21 protein-coding genes are annotated in these 24342 nt (G+C 42.2%); 9 read left to right on the forward strand and 12 right to left on the reverse strand.

All coding sequences use genetic code 11. From position 1 onward, the window contains the following. Position 1: 1 nt before the first annotated feature. Both J0X14_RS17000 and J0X14_RS17005 read left to right on the forward strand, forming a co-directional pair. Positions 2-997 (forward strand): AAA family ATPase, encoded by a 996-nt coding sequence (locus J0X14_RS17000; protein ID WP_207099014.1) that lies wholly within the window; start codon positions 2-4, stop codon positions 995-997. A 53-nt stretch (positions 998-1050) separates the two neighbouring features. Continuing rightward, complete coding sequence (locus tag J0X14_RS17005; RefSeq protein WP_242528075.1) at positions 1051-2334, forward strand: DUF58 domain-containing protein; 1284 nt, start codon at positions 1051-1053, stop codon at positions 2332-2334. Here J0X14_RS17005 and J0X14_RS17010 read toward each other — a convergent pair. The 7 genes from J0X14_RS17010 to J0X14_RS17040 form a co-directional block, all read right to left on the reverse strand. Beyond that, complete coding sequence (locus tag J0X14_RS17010) at positions 2331-2801, reverse strand: hypothetical protein (protein WP_207099015.1); 471 nt, start codon at positions 2799-2801, stop codon at positions 2331-2333. The genes J0X14_RS17005 and J0X14_RS17010 overlap by 4 nt on opposite strands. Positions 2802-2847: 46 nt before the next feature. Beyond that, positions 2848-3789 (reverse strand): NAD(P)H-dependent flavin oxidoreductase, encoded by a 942-nt coding sequence (locus J0X14_RS17015; RefSeq protein ID WP_207099016.1) that lies wholly within the window; start codon positions 3787-3789, stop codon positions 2848-2850. A gap of 72 nt (positions 3790-3861) precedes the next feature. Continuing rightward, a complete protein-coding gene (gene mnmA / locus J0X14_RS17020) occupies positions 3862-5052 on the reverse strand; it encodes a tRNA 2-thiouridine(34) synthase MnmA (RefSeq protein ID WP_207099017.1) in 1191 nt (396 codons plus the stop codon). Between the two features lie 342 nt (positions 5053-5394). Beyond that, complete coding sequence (locus J0X14_RS17025) at positions 5395-5937, reverse strand: DUF6515 family protein (RefSeq protein WP_207099018.1); 543 nt, start codon at positions 5935-5937, stop codon at positions 5395-5397. 85 nt (positions 5938-6022) lie between these two features. Continuing rightward, the gene (gene yidC, locus J0X14_RS17030) at positions 6023-7891 is read right to left on the reverse strand and encodes a membrane protein insertase YidC (protein ID WP_207099019.1); all 1869 of its coding nucleotides are present in this window, start codon (positions 7889-7891) and stop codon (positions 6023-6025) included. Positions 7892-7957: 66 nt separating this feature from the next. Beyond that, positions 7958-9592 (reverse strand): CTP synthase, encoded by a 1635-nt coding sequence (locus J0X14_RS17035; protein WP_207099020.1) that lies wholly within the window; start codon positions 9590-9592, stop codon positions 7958-7960. Positions 9593-9641: 49 nt separating this feature from the next. Continuing rightward, positions 9642-9884, reverse strand: a complete 243-nt coding sequence (locus J0X14_RS17040; protein WP_207099021.1) for a DUF3820 family protein — start codon at positions 9882-9884, stop codon at positions 9642-9644. A gap of 47 nt (positions 9885-9931) precedes the next feature. On the opposite strand from J0X14_RS17040, the gene J0X14_RS17045 reads away from it, so the two are divergent. From J0X14_RS17045 to J0X14_RS17060, 4 genes are all read left to right on the forward strand, one after another. After that, positions 9932-10795, forward strand: a complete 864-nt coding sequence (locus J0X14_RS17045; RefSeq protein WP_207099022.1) for a hydroxypyruvate isomerase family protein — start codon at positions 9932-9934, stop codon at positions 10793-10795. Between the two features lie 11 nt (positions 10796-10806). Continuing rightward, entirely contained in the window at positions 10807-11091 is a 285-nt protein-coding gene (locus tag J0X14_RS17050) for a hypothetical protein (RefSeq protein WP_207099023.1), read from the forward strand. Between the two features lie 51 nt (positions 11092-11142). Beyond that, positions 11143-11706, forward strand: a complete 564-nt coding sequence (locus J0X14_RS17055) for a hypothetical protein (protein ID WP_207099024.1) — start codon at positions 11143-11145, stop codon at positions 11704-11706. 240 nt (positions 11707-11946) lie between these two features. Next, complete coding sequence (locus J0X14_RS17060; protein ID WP_207099025.1) at positions 11947-12396, forward strand: DUF1572 family protein; 450 nt, start codon at positions 11947-11949, stop codon at positions 12394-12396. A 46-nt stretch (positions 12397-12442) separates the two neighbouring features. Here J0X14_RS17060 and J0X14_RS17065 read toward each other — a convergent pair whose 3' ends face one another. From J0X14_RS17065 to guaA, 4 genes are read right to left on the reverse strand one after another with little or no spacing between them, the layout of a single operon-like run. After that, positions 12443-12976 carry a DUF922 domain-containing protein gene (locus J0X14_RS17065; protein WP_207099026.1) on the reverse strand — a complete coding sequence of 178 codons (534 nt, stop codon included), beginning with the start codon at positions 12974-12976 and terminating at the stop codon, positions 12443-12445. Further along, on the reverse strand, positions 12964-13368 hold the full coding sequence (locus J0X14_RS17070) for an OsmC family protein (protein WP_207099027.1): 405 nt from the start codon (positions 13366-13368) through the stop codon (positions 12964-12966). Before J0X14_RS17070 ends, J0X14_RS17065 begins: the two co-directional genes overlap by 13 nt. After that, positions 13346-15517 carry a LysM peptidoglycan-binding domain-containing protein gene (locus tag J0X14_RS17075; protein ID WP_207099028.1) on the reverse strand — a complete coding sequence of 724 codons (2172 nt, stop codon included), beginning with the start codon at positions 15515-15517 and terminating at the stop codon, positions 13346-13348. The genes J0X14_RS17070 and J0X14_RS17075 overlap by 23 nt, the downstream gene beginning before the upstream one ends. Continuing rightward, complete coding sequence (gene guaA / locus J0X14_RS17080) at positions 15514-17046, reverse strand: glutamine-hydrolyzing GMP synthase (RefSeq protein ID WP_207099030.1); 1533 nt, start codon at positions 17044-17046, stop codon at positions 15514-15516. Before guaA ends, J0X14_RS17075 begins: the two co-directional genes overlap by 4 nt. 235 nt (positions 17047-17281) lie before the next feature. Here guaA and pgmB point away from each other — a divergent pair, with 235 nt between their 5' ends. The 3 genes from pgmB (at position 17282) to J0X14_RS17095 (ending at position 22364) form a co-directional block, all read left to right on the forward strand. Then, entirely contained in the window at positions 17282-17941 is a 660-nt protein-coding gene (gene pgmB / locus J0X14_RS17085; protein ID WP_207099031.1) for a beta-phosphoglucomutase, read from the forward strand. A gap of 84 nt (positions 17942-18025) precedes the next feature. After that, positions 18026-19870, forward strand: coding sequence for a tetratricopeptide repeat protein (locus tag J0X14_RS17090; RefSeq protein ID WP_207099033.1), 1845 nt, complete (start codon positions 18026-18028; stop codon positions 19868-19870). Between the two features lie 223 nt (positions 19871-20093). Continuing rightward, entirely contained in the window at positions 20094-22364 is a 2271-nt protein-coding gene (locus J0X14_RS17095) for a hypothetical protein (RefSeq protein ID WP_207099034.1), read from the forward strand. A 240-nt stretch (positions 22365-22604) separates the two neighbouring features. Here J0X14_RS17095 and bshC read toward each other — a convergent pair whose 3' ends face one another. Continuing rightward, positions 22605-24206 (reverse strand): bacillithiol biosynthesis cysteine-adding enzyme BshC, encoded by a 1602-nt coding sequence (bshC, locus tag J0X14_RS17100; RefSeq protein WP_207099035.1) that lies wholly within the window; start codon positions 24204-24206, stop codon positions 22605-22607. Positions 24207-24342: the final 136 nt, after the last annotated feature.

The raw sequence follows: 24342 nt of genomic DNA on the forward strand, positions 1-24342 counted from the left end.
AATGGAAGAAAACGAACAACAGGAAGACGTACAGTTCAATAACCGCATTGACCTGACCCAACTACAAGAGGCCGTTTCCCAAATTAAATCCGAATTGGGAAAAGTGATCATTGGACAGCAAGACATGATCGAATTGCTCATTGTGTCCATATTGGCCAATGGGCATTCCCTTATTGAAGGCGTTCCAGGTGTGGCCAAAACGGTGACCGCCAAATTATTGGCCAAGACCATGAGTGTGGATTTCAGCCGAATCCAATTCACGCCAGATTTAATGCCCAGTGATATTTTGGGAACATCGGTCTTTAATGTTAAAACCTCCGAATTTGAGTTCAAAAAAGGACCCTTATTCTCCAATATTATCTTGATAGATGAGATCAACCGTGCCCCCGCCAAAACACAAGCTGCCTTGTTTGAAGCCATGGCGGAACGACAAATCACCATGGACGGGACCGAGTATACGATGGAACCACCCTTTTTGGTGTTTGCCACCCAAAATCCCATAGAGCAAGAAGGTACCTATCGCCTTCCCGAAGCCCAATTGGATCGTTTTCTGTTCAAAATCAATGTGAATTATCCCTCTTTGGAAGAAGAAATCCAGATTTTGGAAAGTAAGCACGAACAAAAGACCAGAATTGAAGAGGAATTAATCAACAGCTTGTTTTCGGGCCAACAGATTGCAGACTACCAAAAGACCATCAAGGAAATCATTGTTGAAAAAAACCTGCTCAAATACATCGCCTCCATTGTCGACAACACTCGAACCAATGCCAACCTCTATTTAGGGGCATCACCAAGGGCATCCATAGCCATTATGGACGCATCAAAGGCTTTGGCTGCCATGAACGGCAGGGATTTCATAACCCCGGATGACATTAAAAAAGTAGCAGGTCCGGTTTTGGGGCACAGAATTATGTTGACTCCAGAACGCGAAATGGAGGGATTGACCTCGGAACAAGTGGTCAATCAAATTGTGGACAGCATAGAAATTCCCAGATAATCGTGAAGCGACTTTTAAGACCCATATATCTACAAAAACGGTTTTTCATAAGCTTGACAGCCCTAGTTTTGGGCTTCGTCGTCTCGTTTATGGTACCAACTTTATATGGAGCTATAAAGGTGCTATTCTTTGTTTTTGTACTGCTTTTTATTGTTGATATGCTCCTGTTGTTTGCTTCAAAAGGGGAAATTGAAGGAGGTAGAATTCTACCGGACAAACTTTCCAATGGTGATGACAATCCCATTCAATTGAAGGTGGCGAACACCTATCTTTTTCCCGTTACGGTGAAAATCATTGATGAGATTCCGTTTCAATTTCAAAAACGGGATTTTGGATTGGTCAGCAAAATTTCTAGTGGCGGAAACAAAGTTTACGATTACCAACTGAGACCCACGGAACGCGGTGTGTATTCCTTTGGAAGCTTAAACATTTTCGCAACTTCCCCCATTGGTTTTCTGGCCAAAAAATACACGTTTGACCAAGCCCAGGAGGTTCCTGTTTACCCGTCATTCCTTCAATTGCAGAAGTATGATCTTATTGCCTTTACCAATCGATTACACGAGTACGGGCTTAAAAAAATCCGACGGATTGGCCATACCATGGAGTTTGAACAGATTAAGGATTATGTTTTGGGTGACGACATCCGAAATATCAACTGGAAAGCCACCGCCAAACGAGGACAGCTCATGGTGAACCAGTACCAAGATGAAAAATCCCAACCTATCTATTCCGTGATAGACAAAGGCCGGGTTATGAAAATGCCCTTCAATGGGTTGAGTTTGTTGGATTATGCCATCAATGCCACCTTGGTCATCAGCAATATTGCTCTCAAAAAACAAGATAAGGCTGGTATGTTTTCTTTTAGCAACAAAATCGAAAATCGGGTGGTGGCAGAACGTAGAAGTTCCCAAATGAACCTGATTTTGGAAACGCTTTATAACTTACGCACCAATTTCATTGAGAGTGATTTCAGTAGGCTCTATATTGATGTAAAACGAAACCTCAACCAACGGAGTTTATTGTTGTTGTACACCAATTTTGAAACGCTGGATGCATTGCACCGCCAACTCCCCTATCTGGCAGCCATGGCCAAACAACATTTATTGGTGGTCATATTCTTTGAAAATACTGAACTCAATGATTTTGCCAGCAAAAAAGCAGATACGGTCCATCAAATCTTTGAACAGACCATCGCGGAGAAGTTTATATATGAGAAAAAGCTTATTGTAAACGAATTGCGCAAACATGGTATTCAGACCATTTTGACCAAGCCGGAAAACCTCACCATAAATACCATCAACAAATACTTGGAAATAAAGGCCAGAGGACTTATTTAATTTTGGGATAAACCTGAAGATAGGCCAAGTGAACTCAACGAAATTGGGATAGTTTCCAATACCAAAGCTTCACTATTTTTTTTGGGATTGAAGTTGAATTTTTGTTCGTCACGTTGGCTATAGTTGCCCCGAAGTCTCTTATTGTCATCTTTTTTGGAAAAGAGGTCGATAGTAATACCTACGGTGACCCCACCTAGAACCGTTGCGGCCAAATCATCGTTGTCCCAGCCGTTCTCTTGCTGTCCAGAATCCACTGCTTCCTTGGCAACTCCAATTAAAGCACTACCGGCCACAGAACCTACGAAAGTCCAAATCCGATTACCATCTGATGCTTGCTTGGCAATTCCAGCTCCGGCAAGACCAAAAAGATTTCCGCCCAAAAAATGGAGTGCTTTGTCCCGCTCAACTTGACCATAGCCATGCAGAGCGAGCACAAAAAAGAGTAGTGTGGGGATTAGTGTTCTCATTGCGCGGGCTAAATGTATGAAAAGTTCTTGAGTAATCCCCCTATTTTTAAAGGCCTTGCACCTCTTTTTTGGCCAAATTAAACTCTTTCATGATGTCTTGGACAATTGCTTCGGCTGGCTTAATCTCATGAATCAACCCCGAAACTTGACCAATTTCGAGTTCCCCTTCCTCCATATCGCCTTCAAACATGCCTTTTTTGGCCCGTGCACGACCCAGTAAGATTTTCAATTCCTCAGCAGAAGCACCCTTGGCATAAGCCTCCTGTACATCTTGATAGAATTTGTTTTTTAGAAGTCGGACTGGAGCTAATTCTTTGAGTGTAAGATGAGTATCCCCTTCTTGGGCGTTCACCACCCTTTGCTTGAAAAGCTCATGGGATGATGCTTCTTGGCTGGCCACAAACCGACTTCCTACCTGAACGCCATCAGCACCAAGTATCATCGCTGCCAGCATGGCCCTACCTGTTGCAATTCCCCCTGCGGCTATCAACGGAATAGTAATTTTTTCCTTTACCGAAGGAATCAAAACCATCGTGGTCGTTTCATCCCTTCCGTTATGACCGCCTGCTTCAAAGCCTTCTGCTACAATGGCATCCACACCTGCTTCTTGGGCTTTTAAGGCAAACTTTACACTGCTCACCACATGCACTACGGTGACGCCTTTTTCTTTCAAAAAAGAGGTCCAGGTTTTTGGGTTTCCTGCAGAAGTGAACACAATTTTCACTCCAGAATCCACAATAATCTGCATCAGCCGGTCAATATCAGGGTAGAGCATGGGAACGTTCACCCCAAAAGGCTTGTCTGTGGCTTTTTTACATTTTTCGATGTGCTCTTGGAGAACTTCTGGATACATGCTGCCAGCGCCCAAGAGTCCCAATCCGCCTGCATTGGAAACCGCAGAGGCCAATCGCCAACCACTGGCCCAGACCATCCCAGCTTGAATAATAGGGTATTGTATCCCAAAAAGTTGCGTGATTTTGTTCGTCATTCTAAATAGTTAGCTTGAATTTCATGATGGTTAAAATCCATGAGATTCAGAATAACGAAAGATACTAAGAAGCTATGAAATTACCCCAGACCCTACCAATTCATCATCCAGATACCAAGCCACAAACTGGCCCTCAGTGATAGCAGATTGCTTTTCCTTAAAGTCTACATACAACCCATTCTCTATTTTATAGAGGGTTGCCTCTTGTAAGGGTTGTCGGTATCGAATACGGGCCATGACCTGCATAGTTTCGTCCACTTTTAAGGCCAAATCAGGGCGTACCCAATGTAGTTCGTCCTCGTTCACAAAAAGGGTATGACGGTACAATCCAGGATGTAATTTTCCTTGTCCGGTGTAGATGATGTTTTTCTCCACATCGGTATCAATCACGAACAAAGGTTCTTTGGTTCCACCGACATTAAGTCCTTTTCGCTGACCGATGGTAAAATAATGTGCCCCTTGGTGCTCTCCTACCACTCTTCCATCAGCTTCTGAATATAGTGGCTTTTCAGCATTGAAAGCCAGTTCTTCCCGTTTATTTTGGAAAGTGGGAACAGAAATCGAGAATTGTGAGGCATCCGTGGGCACTTCCACAATGACTCCTTTTTTTGGACTCAACTTTTGTTGTAAAAATTCGGGTAGGTGTACCTTTCCCACAAAACAAAGTCCTTGGGAATCCTTTTTGTCAGCCGTGATCAAATCATTTTCAGCAGCAATTTTTCGTACTTCGGGTTTGGTCAATCCGCCAATGGGAAACAATGCTTTGGAAAGCTGTTCCTGTGACAATTGACACAAGAAATACGATTGATCTTTATTCTTATCCACGCCAGCTAACAATTGATAGGTTTCGGTACCGTCTTCATTTTTGATAGTGCCTTTTCGGCAATAATGGCCTGTGGCCACATAATCGGCACCCAATTGCAGGGCAATTTTCAGGAATACATCAAATTTGATCTCACGATTACAGAGTACATCGGGATTAGGGGTCCTTCCTTTTTCATACTCACTGAACATATAGTCCACAATGCGCTCCTTGTATTCGGCACTTAAATCGACTGTTTGAAACGGTATTCCGAGTTTTTCTGCAACAATCAAGGCATCATTGCTGTCCTCAACCCAAGGGCATTCTTCGGAGATGATAACAGAATCATCCACCCAATTTTTCATGAACAGTCCAATCACCTCGTACCCCTGTTCTTTTAAAAGATAGGCGGTAACGCTAGAATCCACTCCTCCAGAAAGTCCTACAACAACCTTTTTCATTACTAGTGATTATGGGTACAAAAATACAAAATAGTCTTCAGTGGCCGTATGTAGTCCATAGTTTGGCACATACCTTACAAAGTGGGACAAATACCACAAAAAAGCACCTTAAAAATCCATTTCTGTAGGCATTTTATCGATAGGGTTTACCGTTCATCGATGAGACATCAAAAGGAGTCATTTTACCATACAAAAAACCCTGTTTTGACAACTATTAATTTTTTTACCAACCACAATGCCGCATCTTTGAAGTCCCAAATCTTTCCAAACTATACCTACAAATGGAAAACTCCCCCAACAACTTGAGGGAGTTTTTTTGTTTAATTTGAAGATTCTTGTAATTCACTGATCTTCTTCTTCAAGCACTTCAATAATTTCGTAACCATCTTCAACCGCCCGATATACCGCTTCGTTGAGTTCATAAGCGGGAACGCCGTCAAAATCGATTTCCTCTGCATCTTGAGGTAACTCTTTTACCACTGCTCCAATGGGCGTTGCAGCGACTTCATATTCGCCATTCATCTCTCGATAAAAAACGCCATCGGCATAACGATAGGCAATACCTCGAACTGTCAAAACAACTGTAGTTGCAGGTAAAACCCGCAATCGGAAGCCCCTTGGTGGAAAAGTTCTTACGTATACACCTTTGCGCTGTACGTAGTACATGCCGCCCACAGGGTAATATGAAATTCTTCGGTAAACAATGGGACGGGTATTGGCTGGTAAACGGCGTAACGTTCTTCGAACCACACGACGGTTATGCCGACGCACCTTACGTCGTATCACTCGTTTCTCATGTCGGGTGTAAACCTGGGCCTCCACATATTCCATGGAGCCCACAGATAAAAAGGCAAATAGGAACAGTACTAGATGTAATTGTTTCATAGATTTAAAATTTATGGTCAGATACCGGTTAAGACCGCCAAAAAACCAAAAGGTTTAATGGTTGACCCTAAATTTTAATCCAAAACTATCTTCTACCAGATTTTTTCTGCTCTTCGGCCTGTTCCATCATCTCACGCATCTTGCGTTGGAACTTGTTCTCTTTTTTCGGCTTTTTCTTGTTCTCCTGAATTTGGGCATGGATTTTATCCTCATCCAAAATGTAGTTCTTTATGGCCAACATGATGAAAATGGTAATCAGGTTGGAGATAAAGTAGTACAAACTCAACCCACTTGCATAGTTATTAAAGAAGAACAACATCATAATGGGTGATAGGTACATGATGAACTTCATGTTGGGCATGCCTGGCTGCTGTTGCATCTGCATGCTCTGCCCTGTGGTCATCATCATATAAAAGAAGATGGCTACCGATGCCAAAATCGGGAATAGACTCACGTGGTCTCCATAAAATGGAATGGTAAATGGCAATTCAAAAATGGTATCGTAAGAAGACAAATCTTCTGCCCACAAGAAAGATTTTTGTCGTAGTGAAAACGAGGTTGGGAAAAACATGAAGAGCGCATAGAAAATGGGCAACTGCAACAATGCTGGAATACAACCGCTCATGGGACTCACCCCGGCCTTGTTGTACAGCTTCATGGTCTCTTGCTGCTTCTTCATGGCGTTGTCCTTGTACTTCTCATTGATTTCGGTAATCTCAGGCTTCAACACCTTCATTTTGGCCTGTGAGAGATAGGACTTATAGGTTACGGGCGATAAGGCCAATCGTACCACAATGGTCATTAAAATAATAGCAATACCGAATGGCAAGAAAGAACTTAAGAACCCAAAGAACGGGGTAAAAATGTAGCGGTTGATCCATCCGAAGATACCCCAACCAAAGGGAATGGATTCCACAATGCCCAATTCTTTGTAATCGTCCAATACTTTTACATCAGTTGGACCGTAATACCAGTGCATATTTTGGGAAAGTTCCCCACCTTGAAGCTCCAAAGGAGCCTTGGTGCTATATGCTTTTGTAAAATGTACTTCCTTACTTTCCTCCTCCACCAAATTCTTGGAACTGAGTTGGGCTGTTTTAAAATGATTGTCTGTCGCCAAAATGGAACTAAAAAAGTGCTGACGGTACGATAACCATTTTATATCTTCTTCGGTTTCTTCATCCAAATCACTTGACTCAGAAAGTTTGCTGATTTTTCCGTCATCATGATTGTAGGTTAAACGGGTATACCGATTTCCGTACTGTACACTTTTATTGTGACGAATACCTTTTAAGTCCCAATTCAATTCTATGGGCCTTGTACTGTTTATGACACCGTTCAACCCTTGGGAACGCACCGTAAAATCGACCAAGTAATCATTCGGTTTCATTTCGTAGCGATACTCCAAAAACTGGTTATTGGCCACTTTGGCCTTCAGGGAAAGTACTTGATTGTCACCATTCTTTGTCAATGATGGCTCAAAATACAAATCGGCCGTACTGAGCACCCTATTATCGTTGGTAGAGAAATTAAGCGCAAAGTTGGCGTTTCCATCTTTCACCAAATACACTGGAACGGAATCGTAGGTGACAAAATTCTTCATTTTGGCCTCCACAATCTGTCCACCTTTATTGGAAACTTCTAAATACAGCACCTCATTCTCCAAGGTGGTAGTTCCATCGGAAGCTTGGGTAAAGCCAAAGGCCCCAACAGCACTTTTGTAATTGGCCACTGCGGTGGAATCCTGTAAATTAACAGGCTGTGATTGGTTTATGGGAGCATTTTCGGTTTCTTCCTCGGCTTTTTTAGTGGCAGCCTCAACTTGTTCTTGTTCAGCTTTTTGTGCCTCCAACTCTTCTGGGGTAGGTTGATTTTGGTAAAACATAAAGATGAGTATCCCAAAAATCAGTACAAATCCAATAATGGAATTGATATCCAGCTTCTTCTCTTCCATGAAAATTATTTAGTAGAAATCTATTATCGGTATTTCAGGTGGCAAATATATGTCCAAAACCGCAGTTTATGCCAAACTGGCATTCTTTTGTTGTTGTTTCTGCACCAATACCGCTTTTACAAAGCCCACAAACAATGGATGTGGACTAGCAACGGTACTTCGGTACTCGGGGTGGTACTGTACACCAATGAACCACGGATGGGACGGAATCTCGATTACTTCCACCAATCCCGTCTTGGGATTGAAACCAGTAGGTTGTAATCCCGCCTCTTCCATTTGCTGCTTGTATTCATTGTTGAATTCAAAACGGTGGCGGTGTCGCTCAGCAATATCACTGGCTCCATAGACTTTTTGCACCAAACTGCCTTCACTTAAATGGCAATCCCAAGCTCCTAAACGCATGGTACCGCCCATATCGGTGATTGATTTTTGTTCTTCCATCAAACTAATGACAGGATGAGGGGTGTCTTTATCCATTTCGGTGGAATTGGCACCTTCCAAGCCCAACACATTACGGGCAAACTCAATTACGGCCATTTGCATACCTAGGCAAATCCCCAAAAATGGAATATCGTTCTCACGCGCATATTGAACGGCCTTTACCTTCCCTTCAATGCCACGTTCACCAAAACCTGGGGCGACTAAAAGGCCATCCAAGCCCATCAATTTTTTATCGATGTTTTTTGCTTCAAGATGCTCCGAATGAATGGAACGTACCTCAACCTCAACTTCATTGGCTGCTCCAGCATGGATAAAGGCTTCCTGAATGGATTTGTACGAATCAGGTAGCTCCACATACTTCCCAATCAAGCCAATGGTAACTTTATTCTTAGGATTCTTGTGCCGTTTTAAGAATTCTTTCCATTGGTCCAGATTCGGCTCGGTATCATTAGGCAAGGCCAATTTTTCCAAGGCCACGGTATCGAGGCCTTCCTCTTGCATCAAAATCGGGACATCATATATGGTAGAAGCATCAATGGATTGAATAACAGCCTCTTTCTTCACATTACAGAAGAGGGCCAGTTTTTCCTTGATGTCATCGGAAATTTCATGTTCGGTACGGCAAACCAAAATATCGGCCTTAATACCACTTTCCATCAAGGTTTTTACGGAGTGTTGGGTCGGCTTGGTCTTTAATTCGCCTGCGGCGGATAAAAACGGAACCAAGGTCAAGTGGACCACAATGCCGTTGTGCTCACCCAGTTCCCAGAGCAATTGTCGCACTGCTTCAATATATGGTAGTGACTCAATGTCACCCACGGTACCACCAATTTCGGTGATTACGATATCATACTCACCACTTTTACCCAAGTTTTGGATGCGTTCCTTAATCTCGTTGGTAATATGGGGCACCACCTGAACGGTCTTCCCCAAAAATTCACCTCGACGTTCTTTTTCAATGACACTTTGGTAAATCCTACCCGTGGTCACATTATTGGCCTGTGAGGTGCGAACGTTCAAAAAACGCTCGTAATGGCCCAAATCCAAATCGGTTTCGGCACCATCATCGGTCACATAACACTCGCCATGTTCGTATGGGTTCAACGTTCCCGGATCAACATTAATGTAAGGATCTAGTTTTTGTATGGTAGTGCGGTAACCCCTGGCTTGCAGTAGTTTAGCCAAGGATGCGGCGATAATTCCTTTCCCCAATGACGAGGTAACGCCTCCCGTAACGAAAATGTACTTGGTCTGTGACATATTGATCTTTCTATTACGGGGCGTAAAGTTACAAATTGCTGCGCAGAAATCAGGAGGATTCCTTCGGAAAATCTTTTTGTAATTTTCTGATGAGCGGCTCCAAGCCTTCATCTTTAATGGTGAGCATGGTATTGAGGTAGTTTCCGAGTTTCCCTTCGGGAAAACCTTTTTGCCTGAACCAGACCAGATACGGTAATGGTAAATCCACCAAATAACGCCCCTTGTATTTCCCAAAGGGCATTTTGTAATGGGCCAGTTCCAAAAGTTGTTCTGAGTTGGGTTGCATTTCCATTTGTAGGTCTAATGTACTATCTTTCGCAGAACAATCTATCCCAAAAAATGAAACGAAGAAATTTTATTGCCACTGCCGCTGCGGGTTCCGCCGGATTGGCATCCGTGTCTGGCTTTGCCCAGAACAAAGAAGCACACAAAGATTTTAAACTAAAGCACAATATCAACCACAGTGTTTGCGAATGGTGTTTTAATGATATTCCCTTTGAGGAGTTTTTACAGACCTTGAATGAACTGGGCGTAAAAGCCATTGATTTGATAGGTCCGGATAGATGGCACATCTTAAAAAAATATGACATTCATTGTTCCATGTGCAATGGGGCGGAAATCAATTTAGAAGATGGGTGGAACAACCCCAAGTTCCATGATCAGCTTATCAAGAATTACACAGAAATCATTCCGAAGGTAGCGGAGGCAGGGTATACCAACCTTATTTGCTTTAGTGGTAACCGCAGGGGCATGAACGATTATGTGGGATTGCAAAACTGTGTGGATGGGCTTTCCAAAATTATGCCACTAGCCGAAAAGCACGGAGTGGTCATTCAAATGGAACTTTTTAATCAGCAAAACCACCCTGATTATATGTGCGACAGCTCTATTTGGGGCGTGGAACTCTGCAAGCATTTGGGCAGCGACAACTTTAAATTGTTGTTTGATATCTACCACATGCAGATTCAGGAAGGGGATATTATACGTAGTATACAGAACTACCACCCCTATTTTGGACACTACCATACCGCTGGGGTTCCCGGCCGCCATGAGATTGATGAGACCCAAGAACTCTACTACCCTGCTATCATCAAAGCAATTCAAGCAACAGGATTTAAGGGGTATGTGGCCCAAGAGTTTATTGTTACTTGGGATGATAAGATTGCTGCTCTAAAAGATGGGTTTATGCGGTGTGATGTGTAAACGCAACTACCATGATACTATTAATTGTTAAAGTAAAGAGTGCCTTATCCGAAGAAGAGCTGTTGCGAAGGGCAAAAGAGCGTGAACCGCAGTTCAAGGCGTTTCCTGGACTTGTGCAAAAATACTACGTAAAACGAGGTGAAGGGTTGTACAGTGGCATCTATATTTGGGAATCCAGGGAAGCGTTGATGGCCTATAAGGAATCTGATTTGGCCAAAAGCATTCCAGCGGCCTATGAAATGTCCGAACCACCCGAAATTGAGGTTATGGATTTACTGTTTCAGTTGAGGGATTAAGATTCTCTAAAAACTTCAAGACCAATCACTAACCCACCTTTGCACCATATCATGAAAAACAAGTTGCTCATCCTGTTACTGCTTCTGATTTCACATATCACTAAAGCGCAGTTTATTAAAGAAAAATCATTGAATGCCCAAATTGGATATGGGCTCAGCGCACCCTACGATAGTTTTTCCAATGTAGCTAATGGTGGTTTTTTTCTTCAAGGCGAATTGGTTTTAACAGCGGCTTCCTGGGTAGAATTTAGACCGTATGCAGGTTTTATCTTTACAAATTCCAACGGAAAAGATCTAGACAACAATCCAACCACGGAGAAAGCTGAATCCAAAGCCTTTCTGCTTGGTGGAAAAACAAGATTGAAAGCACCCATACCATGGATAGCACCCTATGTGGAGGGAGGAATAGGGGTTTCAGTTGGAAAGTTTGAAACCTTTACCTTTTTTGATGATATTAGTAAGAGTGGGGTAATCTACCATATCCCTTTCTCGTTGGGATTGGAATTGGGACGATATAATAATGTGGACCTTGGACTTACCTACTTCTTTCAACCCACCGTTGAACAGTTCGCCGGAGCATTTGCTGTTGGACTAACATTTCCATTAAATTGGTAAAATAATGTCTCTTAATACGGCATAACCGTCTTAGTAATGGTTCAATTCTCCCGAAAAATTAACAGCGGCTATTTTCTTAAAACCTGACAGGCATAAAAATTACTGCCGCACAAGAATACATCTTAGAAGAAAAAATTAAACAGGAACTGGATAAGTTATAATACTTCCCTACGACCAATCAGTAGTATTTTTGGCAGGTAACTTCTACCTCATTCTTTCACCTAATCTGAAAACCAAACTATGATCCTAGATGCACTAGTAGAATTATTTGAACGGGACCTCAACAAATTAAAGGAAGAAATCAACCTATACACCCGTGAGGAAAATTTATGGGTGGTGGAACATAACATTGCCAACTGTGGAGGCAACCTTTGTCTGCACCTTATCGGCAATCTAAATGCTTTTATTGGAGCAGGCCTAGCCAATAGTGGTTATATAAGACAACGTGATGATGAATTCTCATTAAAAAATGTCAGTAAAAGTGAACTGATTGAGGGTATTGATCAAACTATTGCCGTTGTTTCCAAGGGATTGAATTCACTTGAAGAGTCAGATTTGAACAACGATTTTCCCATTCTAGTCTGGGAAAAACCCATAGAAATGGGAAAAATGCTGATTCATCTGCATTCCCATTTAAATTATCATCTTGGACAAATCAACTACCATAGAAGATTATTGGATAAAACCTAAGTGGTACTAGGTCCAAAAGATTGGCTACGCCTAAAAATGACAGTATTCATTCATCAAGTTGGAGTGCCTTGGCAATTTTTTGGTTCCATTCTACCTGCTTCTCCCGATTTCTAGAAAAATTGGTCTCCCAATCATATTGGTCCTGATAGTCCTGGAGCTCTTGTAGTATTTCTTGATAAATCTTTCGGATTTCAGCTTTTACATCATCTGAAAAAGAGGTGCGATCCAATCGATCCCGCATTTTTCGGGCAAAAAGTTCTGAAATATCAAAATGAAGCTGCTCATGGCTCAACGTATTCTCGTCGCACAGAGTAGGTCTATACCAAGATTCATTAGGGTAGAAATAGGCATTGACTTCATAATCCAGGTGAACCTCATGGTGTAATAAATTTGCAGAGTAGGTATAACTGATACCACTGGCCGTTGTGGCTGCCGGTTGAGCTGCCGGAGGTACTTTTCCCTTAAAATCGGCCCAGGTAAGACGTATATTGGGATTCCAAAGGACACCCTCCTCGATTTCTTGTCCAAAACCCAAAAAACCAAGAAATAGCAAACATCCTATGGGTATTATTTTATCCAATGAAAATCGATTACTCTTTCTATGTCAGGGTGAAGACAATATTGCACGGGACACGTATGGGCAATATGCTCAAGTTCTTTTCTGCCGTCCTCATCAATGGCCGCCGAAAGTTCCAGCTTTACCTCAATCTTTGAAATCCTTCTGGGATTCGAGACCATGTGCTTGGTAATTTCAACAGTGGCTCCCACAAGTTGTTCTTCCCATTTGGGTGCTTTTATGGCCATGGTAGTCAGCATACAGCTTGCCAATGCTGTGGCCACTGTATCGGTAGGAGAAAAAGCCTCTCCTTTTCCAGCGTTGTCTACAGGAGCATCTGTTATAAATTCATTGCCTGATCGCACATGAAGACATGTGGTCCGCAACTCTCCGTTATAGGTTATTTTTGAGGTCATCCAATTTCACTTCTTTAATTTCCAAACTATCATACTGCATAATATAACAAGCTCTATTAAAATAGCCCGAAGTCCAGTTGTTGAAATAATCAAAACTGTTCCCTGTATATTCTGTAAGACCGATAATCTTGGAGGTTTCAAATAGATTGTTCTTGTGCGCCAGTTTCAACAATACATCAAAAGTCACATCAAAGCCACGTACCGCGTATCGGTCTGGTTTTAATCCGCTGAATCTTTGTTGATATGCCTTTACAAAAGAATCATTCCCTGCTTCCCTATACAAAGAAGGGTAGGTGAACCGCAAGTTGGATAGATGGGTACTGGAAATGGCATCATCCTCAAATGCGCTATTATAACTTGTAGTAAACATGCGAACCTTGATTTGGGTTTCTTTCTCAGAAATCAGACTGGCAGTGTTGGCAGAATTCAATATAGAGGTAACACTTGCCACCATATTAGGTTGATCGGTTTCCAAGAACACCCAATTTTCCTTGTCTTCTGAAAGTTTTATCAAAAATTCATCCAAATGCAAGGATTTATTGTCGATGACCTTTGCAATCTGTGCGGCAGGAAACTTACTCAAAATGGAATCATGCGCCACCTGATGGGTGGAATCTGCAATGATGATCACATTTTCATCCGTGTATATCTTCTCCATATAGGAAAGCATCTTATCCCGAAGTACCTCTTCCCTAGGCACTGAAAAGAATACATTGGAATGACTGAATTCGCTATCTGAAGAAATGGGAGCAATCACAGGAATATTTTTTGATGCCGCTTGCACGGCCACTTCGTTCAAAGAACCCGAAGCAATAGGACCAATAATGGCTTTTACGCCCTGCAAGTTTTCCCTAAAAAGAATTTCCTTCACTTTGGCCTGATTCAACTCGGTATCATAGGTTTTTACATCTACCGAAACTCCCAACTTTTTAATGGAATCCAGAGCTACCAAGGCTCCTGAATAAAAACCAAGGCTTAGGGTCAAATCCCGTCTAGTCTTGATTTGATTTTCTGTTTTCTCTTTGTTATTGATATCAATCCGGTCCAGGCGAAATGGCAACATGAAGACCACTTTGGGTCTATTCTCAACATTTACGCTATCCAATAGATTGATTTTATCCAAAACCAAAGCATTTTTTACCTGAAGTACATCAGCTTTTTCTTTTGGAAGCTTTAACACCATTCCCGCCTTGAGCCCATTTTCCAAAGCAGGGTTCAAGCGAAAAAGTTCCTCTCGGGTCATTTTGAGGTTTTGGGTAAGCCTAAAGATATTTTGCTTCGGTTTTACCTCATAAAAAATATAATTGTCTGTGTTTACCACTCCGGAATTGTCCTGTTTTTTAGGCAAACGGATGACCATACCTTCTTTTAGGCCTCCCACTTCCATAATCTCGGGGTTCAGTTTTACGATGGAATCCGAAGGAATGCCATATTCCCTGCCCAAGCTGTACAAGGTCATTTTGGAGGGTACAGTGTAGGAAGTGAAAATCTCGACTTTTTGTTCCTTCAAACTATCGCCTTTGGGACGGGGCAACTTTAGTTCATGCCCTGCTGCCAGATAATTGGACGTCGCACTCAAATCTGGATTGAGCACCAAAAGACTATCTACAGTAATGCCATATTTGTGGGCAATGCTCCATCGGGTTTCCTTAGGCTGAACAATGTAGGTTTCAAAATCCAACTCGCGCTCCTCATTCGGGTCTATCTCTGGAAATTTTGGGATTTGCAGCACCATTCCTTTTTGCAAGGATTCTGAATATAACTGCGTATTGTATCGTTTCAGTTGCTCTTCGGTAATCTCGTATTTCTGGGTAAGTCCAAAGAGCGTCTCCTTCCTGCGAACACGATGACGTGTAAATCCTATAGGTTTGGGTTCTTGCTGAACTTCTTCCTTGGGTTTTTCTTTCTCAACCGTAACAGCTCCGTTTAAAGGAATGATCAAAATGGTGTTTTCCTTTACATCCGCAGCACTTTTGATTTCTTTATTGGCCTGAAGGATACTATAGGGCGTAACCCGATACTGCTGTGAAATACTTTGAAGGGTCTCCCCTTCCTTTACGGCATGTGTTTCATACTTGTTCTGTGCAGAAACTGAGATTGAGGTCAACAAAAAGACCACAAAACCCAGTTGTAAAATATATTTTTTCATTCCCATTCTATAGTTGCCGGTGGCTTTGAGCTAATGTCATACACTACTCTATTAACGCCTTTGACCTTATTTATTATATCATTGGAGGTCTTTTGTAGGAATTCATACGGCAAATTTACCCAATCTGCCGTCATTCCATCCGTACTTTCAACCGCTCGCAGGGCCACACATTTTTCATACGTTCGTTCATCTCCCATGACCCCTACACTATCTACGGGCAAAAGCATGGCTCCGGCCTGCCAAACCTTGTCATAAAGTCCCCATTTTTTCAATCCGTCAATAAAAATGGCATCCACTTCTTGCAAAATGGCCACTTTTTCTGCGGTAATATCCCCTAAGATACGGATTCCCAAGCCTGGTCCCGGAAAAGGGTGTCTCCCCAAAATAAAATCTTCCATTCCCATGCTGGCCCCTACTCTTCTCACCTCATCCTTGAACAACATTTTTAAGGGTTCCACTATCTTCAATTTCATATAATCGGGCAACCCACCCACATTATGGTGACTTTTGATCACTGCGGATGGCCCACCACTCGCCGAAACGGATTCAATACGGTCCGGATAAATGGTACCTTGCGCCAACCATTTGGCATTTTCCACTTTGTGGGCCTCATCGTCAAAAACATCAATAAAGACGCCACCAATAATCTTTCGTTTCTTCTCTGGGTCCGATTCACCCTTCAATGCATCCAAAAAACGTGCCGAAGCATCCACACCCTTCACATTGAGCCCCATGTGTTCGTATTGGTCCAAAACACTACTAAACTCATTTTTACGGAGCAGACCATTGTTCACAAAAATGCAATGAAGGTGTTTTCCTATGGCTTTGTGCAGTAACATGGCTGCCACACTGGAATCCACTCCTCCAGAAAGACCCAAAATCACCTTGTCATCCCCAATCTGCTTTTTGAGTTCCTCCACCGTGGTCTCCACAAAGGCATCTGGAGTCCAGTCTTGTTTTAAGCCTGCAATGTTCACCAAAAAGTTTTCCAGTAGTTTTTTGCCATCGGTGGTATGGTACACTTCAGGGTGAAATTGGATTCCAAATGTTGGTTCACCATCAATCTTATAGGCTGCATTTTCCACATCGTGGGTACTGGCCAACCGAATTGCCCCTTCGGGGAGTTCTTTAATGGTATCACTATGGCTCATCCAAACTTGGCTGCCTTCCCCCAGTCCTTTTAAAAATTCCTCTCCTTCTTTTACAAAAGATAGATTGGCCCTTCCGTATTCCCGGGTAGCCGATGGCGCCACGTTGCCTCCATTAAAATGGGATAGATATTGGGCTCCATAACAAATACCCAACAACGGCTTTTTGCCTTTTATTTCGGACAAATCAGGATGCGGAGCATTGTCTCCCCTGACCGAAGACGGAGAGCCCGAAAGAATTACAGCTTTAAATTCCGAGAGGTCTTCGGGTAGCTTGTTGTACGGTTTAATTTCAGAGTAAATGTTGAGTTCCCTAACGCGCCTTGCGATCAACTGAGTGTACTGGGAACCAAAATCCAGGATGAGTACGTTGTTCTGCATGGGCAAAAATAGCAATTTGGTTTTTCTGAAAAAGTATCTTTTAAGGGATATTTATGACAAGTTTGTAAACAACTTATTATGCATAGGTTATTCCAACAATTTTTACTCTGGATATCATACAGGCATTAATGACCCGCTAACAAAATGAGTGGGTTTCATTTCAGCGAATATAACGTTATGTAGTTTTTTTCTTAACACATTTCGTTATTTCTTTGCCATTCTTAAACACTTAACCATGATCAAGGGGTTTATCTTCGATTTGGATGGCGTAATTACCGATACTGCCGAACTACACTACGAAGCTTGGAAGGCATTGGCAGATGAAATGGGGTGGGATTTTGACCGAGAGGTCAATGAAAAGCTCAGGGGTATCTCCCGTATGGATTCCATTAAGGTAATTATGGAACACAATAAGGTTACTTTGGATGAAAGTACCATTGTTGAATTGGCCACCAAAAAAAATGACCTCTATGTTTCTAGTTTGGATAAGGTTACCCCAGAGGATTACCTACCTGGAGCCCGCGAATTGTTGACCCACCTCAGAACTGAAGGGTTTAGTGTAGCCTTGGGAAGTGCCAGCAAAAATGCGGAAAAAGTGCTACAGCAACTCAACGCAACAGGCTATTTTGATGTTATTGGCGATGGGAACAGTGTGGCCAAAAGCAAACCAGCTCCGGATATTTTCCTGTATGCTTCGGAAAAGTTACAACTCCCACCAGCCAATTGTATTGTTTTTGAAGATGCCGAAAAAGGAGTTGATGCTGCAAAAGCTGGTGGCTTCCACAGCGTGGGAATAGGTCCTGATGAGCGTGTGGGCCATGCTGATATTAGATTCGACACCATGAAGGATGCCACTCTGTTTGAGGTGAAATCCCATTTCAAGGAATTATTCTAAAAACCATTTCCTTTATCGGCTCAAATCCCTCTTTTTCATAAAGTTGGGGCAAAATGTCTATTTTTAGAAGGTAATTCAGCCTCCATGAAAACCAGATTCCTTGTCTCAATCTACCTGATTTTCTTTTGCTACGCCCTTCAAGCCCAAAAAGAGGAGCGGCTCGATAGCCTTCTAAACATATATGAAAATCAACCGGACGGAATTGAAAAAATTGAAACGCTGGACCAACTCTATTATGGAACTTTTCATTTAAAAAGACCCGAAGATGTATTGCCTTATGTGAAGGAACAGCTACAGCTTTCAAAGACCTTCAATTATAAAAAAGGGGAAGGTGATGCGCTTTTCAATTATGGGAATTACTATCGTCGCATCTACGCTTTTGATTCGGCTCATTATTATTTTGAGCAAGCAGTATCCATTTGGGAAGAATTGGATGACAATGAGGGGAAATTTAAAACCTTTAATGGCTTGGCCAAGATTGAACAATTACAAGGCAATTTTACCAAGTCACTTGAATTGTATGAAAAGGTTATGGAAACTGCCAAAAACATGAAAAGTGGAATCCGTATTGCTGAAACCAATAGAGAAATTGCCACCATATACATGGACAAAGCGAGTTATGAAATTGGCGTGAAATACATGTTGAATGGCCTCCGTGGATTGGATTCCCTTGAGAAACCCTATTTAGAAAAACGTGCCGACATGTTGGTGGGGGTAGGCCGAATAGAAAGCCTTCGAGGAAACGATGAAGCCGCCCTGTCTCCCCTTTTGGAAGGGCTTAAAATTTTTGAGGAACAAGGTAATCCTCTCTGGCAATGCATCACACATACAGAAATTGGCTATGCTTACCTTGGCCTTGACGAGATTGACAAGGGGATTGAGCATTTCAACAAAAGTCTAGAAATCTCTATTTCTTCAGGCAGAAAAGGTTTTGAAGCCATCTGCTACCACAATTTGGGGTTGGCCAACCGAAAAAAGGGAAATCTAGAACTAGCGGAAGACTTTCTAAACAAAAGCATTGCACTGGGCAAAACAACGGCCAACAATAATGTGAGTTCCTACAACGAATTGGGAAGTTTGTTTCTGGAGAAAAATCAAATGGCTGATGCTATAGAAAATCACACAAAGGCCATTCATTTGGCCGATTCCATTGAAAGCCTTGCCGAACTTAAGGATGGCTACGAAGGTAGGTCGCTTGCCTATGAAAAAAGCGGTCAGTTCCAAAATGCGCTGGAGGACCAAAAAAAGTTCATAAGCCTGAATGATTCCATTTTCAATACCACAAAATCCCAACAAATTGAAGAACTGCGTACCATTTATGAAACCGAAAAAAAAGAGCAACAAATTGCATTGCTCGAACAAGAAGCTAAAGTGAACCAGCTTGAAAAAATGCTTTTGGGGGGCGGGCTTGGATTATCCGTATTGGTCTTTGGATTTGGATTTTATGGTGTCCGGCAAAAACTGAAGCGTAATAAACTGGAAAAGGAAAAGGTAGATGCAGAACTCGCCTTCAAAAAGAAGGAATTGACCACCCATGCTTTGCATCTGGCCAAAAAGAATGAAGTTTTGGAAGGCCTCAAACAAAAGGCCGAGGAGCTCAAACATAATGAGGACTCCAAAAAAGGATACCAACAATTGATTCGTACCATCAATTTTGATTTACAGGACGATAATAATTGGGAGAATTTCTCCCGCTATTTTGAAGAGGTCCATAAAGATTTCAATAGTAATGTAAAATCCAAATACCCCCAAGTGACCTCCAACGAGCTCCGACTTTTGTCACTTTTAAAGATGAATTTGTCTTCCAAGGAGATTGCCAACATCCTCAATATTTCTCCCGAAGGCATCAAAAAAGCACGGTACCGACTCCGCAAAAAGTTGGATATTACTACTGAAGACTCACTTCAAGATTTGGTATTATCCCTTTAAAATAGGCTATTCAGCAAGGTGTCCACCTATTGTCCCACAATTAATTTGTGTATGTCCACCTGTTGTCCACCCTCCATATTTTATTGCTCGTAATCAGTGATTTAGGTTTGTTGTGTCATGAATTTGACAAATGTTTTGTGGTCTTGCTCGGCTAAGGGCTGCAGACCGTTACCGGGCGGGTCACACAAAGCAACAATCAAGTTTAACCACAAAACTATAAATCATGAAAGCAATGCGTAGACCATTCCATGGAATTGCCGTACTACTCATACTAGTATTGGCTATTTCCTGTAGTAAAGGAGATAATATTGAGCCCATAGGAGCGGACCCATGTAAAGAAAACCCCTGCGGAAATCCCCAACAATGCCCTAACCAATGTGATGAGGAAGAACCCACTGACCCTTCTGGAATAACCGAAGATGACCTCGAACCGGAGGGCGATGTCACCGAAACAGAAAACGGCTATCTCGTTGAAGGCTCATTGACCATGAACATGGATTCTGGTGAACCAATCGTTTTTGCCGAAGCAGATTTGGATGTGCAATTTAATGATGATGGCACTTTAAAAAGTATGAGTGGTACCACGGAAATCCCCGCTCCTACCAATTATTTTGAGTTTGAGACTCCCGTCCAGGCAGATATTGGATTCTTTACGGGTAAATTTTTGAATGAGAATCGGGACTTTGAAATACAACTGGTAGATGAACGCTCTTATTTTGTTTTCGCCATTTCTGCCAGCTTGGAGTTAAAACTCGGCGTCAATGATGACCCAGATGCCCATAAACCCCTTTCCATCGAGGCGCCGGTAGGCGGCCATATCACCTTTATTGCCGATTATACCGACCCCATGTTCTTCTTTTCATTGGGTGGTGATGCACTAGGTGGTGGAGATGAAGGTGACAATAACGGTGGAAGCGACGGGGATTCAAGTCATAACAAGCTGTCCAGTGTTAGCTTTGGCGCATCTTTTGGTTCCAATTTTATGTATGTACCCACCAACCCGGTAGATGGGAATGTAGTTACATTTCAGGCCAGTCAAGTTACCGGGGGAACGGTCTCCTTTTTTAAAGTTTTGGAAGCTTCGGGAATGTATTACCAAAACAGGGGTTTTAGTGCCGATATAAATTTTGACGAGCCCATGGAATCCGATTTTGGGGTGAACTATCGCTCTGGCATTAATGGTCAGTTGGACTTATCTCTTGATATTACCTCCTTTATTTCCTTTGGTTTTCCCATTGGATCGGGAAGTGCAGCCGTAGTGGCCGAGGCTTCTACCAATGATGGGGTAGTTGCCAAGGCTTTTATCAATGGTTTGGTTGACCCGGATTTATCATGGTGGCCCAATTTTATTCCCCTTATGCCCGATGGACACCTCAACGCCTACGGTTTTGTGGAGCAAACTGGTAATTTTGACATTGGCATGTCGGGCTCATTTGAAATTCAAATGCCCACGGGTGACCAAAGTATGGAAGGCTCAGTTAGAGCTACTCCAGAAGCATTTACCATGGAAGGTGAGGTGGTTTCGGGTGATGATGTGTGGGGTGCTTCCGCGGTTTTCACCGAAAGCGAAACCAAATGCATCGCCACTACCCCAGATAATTTTACCGATGGTATTTCGGAAACTGTAACCGAACAAATTGATGCAGCCATTGCGACTACAGAACAGGCAATTCAAGATCTTCAAGATGCTGAAGACCAATATGAATTGGAACTAAGTCTGCGCGGGCTGAGGGCCGCATTGCCTGGAATCATCGACCAAGCACAAGACGCCATTGACGATGCCGTAGCGGCAGGCTTGGCATCGGGAAGGAGTACCATTAATTCCTATTTAAGCGACTACAACCGTATTCTTTGCAGTGATAACCTTTCTGGACAGATTGATGCCATTGTGCGAGGCCACAGAAACGCCCTGACCCGATTAAAAAACGCGGTAAACGAAACAAATGATAATGCCACTACACGAACAGAATTGGAAGGAGCCCTTCGGGATTTGGCAGGTTTAGATCGCATCAACAGAACATTTTCAGTGACCATTATACACGGACACAAGACATTTGGTTGTGGAGACTTATGGAAGATGACTGCAACACGAAGCGTGACCATTAATGAAACCATTTTAACCAGCGGTCAAAAAGCGCAGCTTCTTGAGGCAGCCGATAATGTAAAATATATTGAAGAGGCTGATGGTATCCGCATTGAAGCACAGGACATTGTTGATCAGTTACCGACTGTTGAAGAATTGGAGAGTTTAAGGGACAATGTGGAAGCTTGCGTAGAAGAATTGACCAACGGCATTGGTGGCGCCGGATTCGTGTACAACCATGATACCGAAGTATTCACTCATTTTGTAATCATTAATGGTGAGGAAAAAGAAGTGGGCAGCTTTAATATTTTTAGTAAAAATGAGTTGATTGAAACATCAAGAGCTGAATTGGAGGGTTGCGACCCCAATGATGCCCTCAATAAATTGGTTGAAGATGCAAAAAGCAGATAATCTTTCTTCGATTATATGTTAGCTGAAAATTTACAGGAATCTATAAAAGGCAAAAGCCCCGGGAACCACTCCGGGGCTTTTAAATAAAATCAAAACCAACCTAAACATATGAGTTAACCAACTCAAATTTAAATTTTCATAGCAATTTTCGTATATGAAACAATTGCAGGGAAAAATACCCTACCCCCGTTACAATTTTTTTTTGAAAAAAACGGGTTTTTAGTTATAATTAATTTAAAATCAGTATTTTATGATTGTAAATTCTTTACAGTAAGGATCGAGTGAATTCAACAAGGATGGAATCAAAGCATGGCCCATTTCCAGATAGAGTTCCGAAAAATTGAGCTGTCTTTCTTGCAGTGATCTGTTAGGGAAAAGTTCATTTTGGAGGTCCGTCATACGAATGACATGATCTTTGAGTTTTCTTTTCTGGGCCTTGAGCAAACGCTTTTCCAACGCATCCAACCCTTTCTTTTGTTTTACTTCTTGTGCTTTTACCGCTCCCAAAAAACTCTTATCGGTTTCCTTGGCCAATTGGTACATGTGCTCAAATTGTTCTTCCAACACCTTCTTTTGAGACGAAAAATCAATATCTATATTGGAAATATCCCGAATTTTTTTGTTGATAAAGCTATGCTGCTTTAAAAAGAGATGAGAAAGCTTCAAGTCCAGCTTTTCCAACTTTTTGGACTGCTTCTCTGTAACGACCAAGACCGAATTGCGCAACAAAAGCATGGGAAAGGTAATCCCCATTTTCCCAAAATACGAATTCAGTTCCAACCAATAGGCCAACTCCCCTCCTCCACCAATATAACAGAGATTGGGCAAAATTACCTCTTGGTATAATGGGCGGGCCACCACGTTCGGGGAAAATCGCTCTGGATGATGCTGTAATTCGTCTCGCAGTTCATCCGCTGAAAAATTGATTTCGGTGTTGAACACATGAAACTTCCCATGGTTCTCCACGATTCGCTCCCGAATCCCATCTTTTAAATAAAAATAATTGATTTCCCGAGGGTTGACCTGAATGGAATAATCCGAAGACACTTTGGATAGTTGGTCAATGGATTCGGAGATTTCATGAAAAGGAACATGCTCAAAAATATCCTTCTCCGCATAGGGAATCAACAGTCTTTTTAAGGCCGTATCGTCGCCATCAACAATAACCAACCCCTCTTCCCCAAATAAAGCATTGGCCAAATAGCGGGTGGCATCTGTTAATGTGGAATGTTCCAAATAGGCCGATTTGAACAATTTTTTGAGCTCTTCCGCATTACCTGTATTGCCCAACTCTGCGGATAACATTTCAAACACAGCGTCCAACCCATCCGTGCTCAAGGCTCCCACCGCCCCTGAAGCGGAACGGTTCCATTGGATTTTTTTCCCGTGCAGGTTAAAATAATTGATTTCCTCAAAATCATGGTCCTCCGTAGCCATCCAATACACAGGCACAAAATCAGTATTGGGATGGGAATTTTTTAGCTCCTTGGCCAACTTTAGGGTCGATACTATTTTGTACAAAAAGTATAACGGGCCTGTGAACAAATTCAGCTGGTGGCCAGTGATAATGGTAAATGTATTCTCCTTTGCCAAGGATGCAATGTTGTCTTGGGTTGCAATTGAAACCTCAAATCCTTTGTATTGGCCCTTCAAGGCCTCCACCAGTACCTTTCGGTGTGAAGGTGGGTAATTGGCCTTCTTTTCCTTAATTTGGTCCTTAAAATTTTCAGCTGAGGGAAATCGGTTATAAAACGGTTTCAGGTTTTCCTGTTGATCCAAATAATCGCAAATAAGCTTGGAAAAATAACCGGTTTCTTTAAAGGGTATACAATCTACTTCCATTAACACTGCAATGAGGTGGTCAAAGATAACCCTCTTCTTTTTTTCTCATCCTAAAAATACGTTAATTACATTTTAGCCTTCTGAAACAAAAATTATGACAATAGGTCAATTTATTGTTAGATTTGGCTTCTACTAA

Source organism: Allomuricauda sp. CAU 1633 (assembly GCF_017313225.1).
GTDB lineage: Bacteria > Bacteroidota > Bacteroidia > Flavobacteriales > Flavobacteriaceae > Flagellimonas.

Excerpts from the sequence above, each read along its gene's own strand:
- J0X14_RS17045 (WP_207099022.1), top strand. The coding sequence starts at position 9,932 with ATGAAACGAAGAAATTTTATTGCCACTGCCGCTGCGGGTTCCGCCGGA.
- J0X14_RS17010 (WP_207099015.1), bottom strand. The coding sequence starts at position 2,801 with ATGAGAACACTAATCCCCACACTACTCTTTTTTGTGCTCGCTCTGCAT.
- J0X14_RS17035 (WP_207099020.1), bottom strand. The coding sequence starts at position 9,592 with ATGTCACAGACCAAGTACATTTTCGTTACGGGAGGCGTTACCTCGTCA.
- pgmB (WP_207099031.1), top strand. The coding sequence starts at position 17,282 with ATGATCAAGGGGTTTATCTTCGATTTGGATGGCGTAATTACCGATACT.
- bshC (WP_207099035.1), bottom strand. The coding sequence starts at position 24,206 with ATGGAAGTAGATTGTATACCCTTTAAAGAAACCGGTTATTTTTCCAAG.
- mnmA (WP_207099017.1), bottom strand. The coding sequence starts at position 5,052 with ATGAAAAAGGTTGTTGTAGGACTTTCTGGAGGAGTGGATTCTAGCGTT.
- yidC (WP_207099019.1), bottom strand. The coding sequence starts at position 7,891 with ATGGAAGAGAAGAAGCTGGATATCAATTCCATTATTGGATTTGTACTG.
- J0X14_RS17000 (WP_207099014.1), top strand. The coding sequence starts at position 2 with ATGGAAGAAAACGAACAACAGGAAGACGTACAGTTCAATAACCGCATT.
- J0X14_RS17070 (WP_207099027.1), bottom strand. The coding sequence starts at position 13,368 with ATGACCTCAAAAATAACCTATAACGGAGAGTTGCGGACCACATGTCTT.
- J0X14_RS17050 (WP_207099023.1), top strand. The coding sequence starts at position 10,807 with ATGATACTATTAATTGTTAAAGTAAAGAGTGCCTTATCCGAAGAAGAG.
- J0X14_RS17075 (WP_207099028.1), bottom strand. The coding sequence starts at position 15,517 with ATGAAAAAATATATTTTACAACTGGGTTTTGTGGTCTTTTTGTTGACC.
- J0X14_RS17040 (WP_207099021.1), bottom strand. The coding sequence starts at position 9,884 with ATGGAAATGCAACCCAACTCAGAACAACTTTTGGAACTGGCCCATTAC.
- J0X14_RS17090 (WP_207099033.1), top strand. The coding sequence starts at position 18,026 with ATGAAAACCAGATTCCTTGTCTCAATCTACCTGATTTTCTTTTGCTAC.
- J0X14_RS17060 (WP_207099025.1), top strand. The coding sequence starts at position 11,947 with ATGATCCTAGATGCACTAGTAGAATTATTTGAACGGGACCTCAACAAA.
- J0X14_RS17095 (WP_207099034.1), top strand. The coding sequence starts at position 20,094 with ATGAAAGCAATGCGTAGACCATTCCATGGAATTGCCGTACTACTCATA.
- J0X14_RS17015 (WP_207099016.1), bottom strand. The coding sequence starts at position 3,789 with ATGACGAACAAAATCACGCAACTTTTTGGGATACAATACCCTATTATT.
- J0X14_RS17055 (WP_207099024.1), top strand. The coding sequence starts at position 11,143 with ATGAAAAACAAGTTGCTCATCCTGTTACTGCTTCTGATTTCACATATC.
- J0X14_RS17025 (WP_207099018.1), bottom strand. The coding sequence starts at position 5,937 with ATGAAACAATTACATCTAGTACTGTTCCTATTTGCCTTTTTATCTGTG.
- guaA (WP_207099030.1), bottom strand. The coding sequence starts at position 17,046 with ATGCAGAACAACGTACTCATCCTGGATTTTGGTTCCCAGTACACTCAG.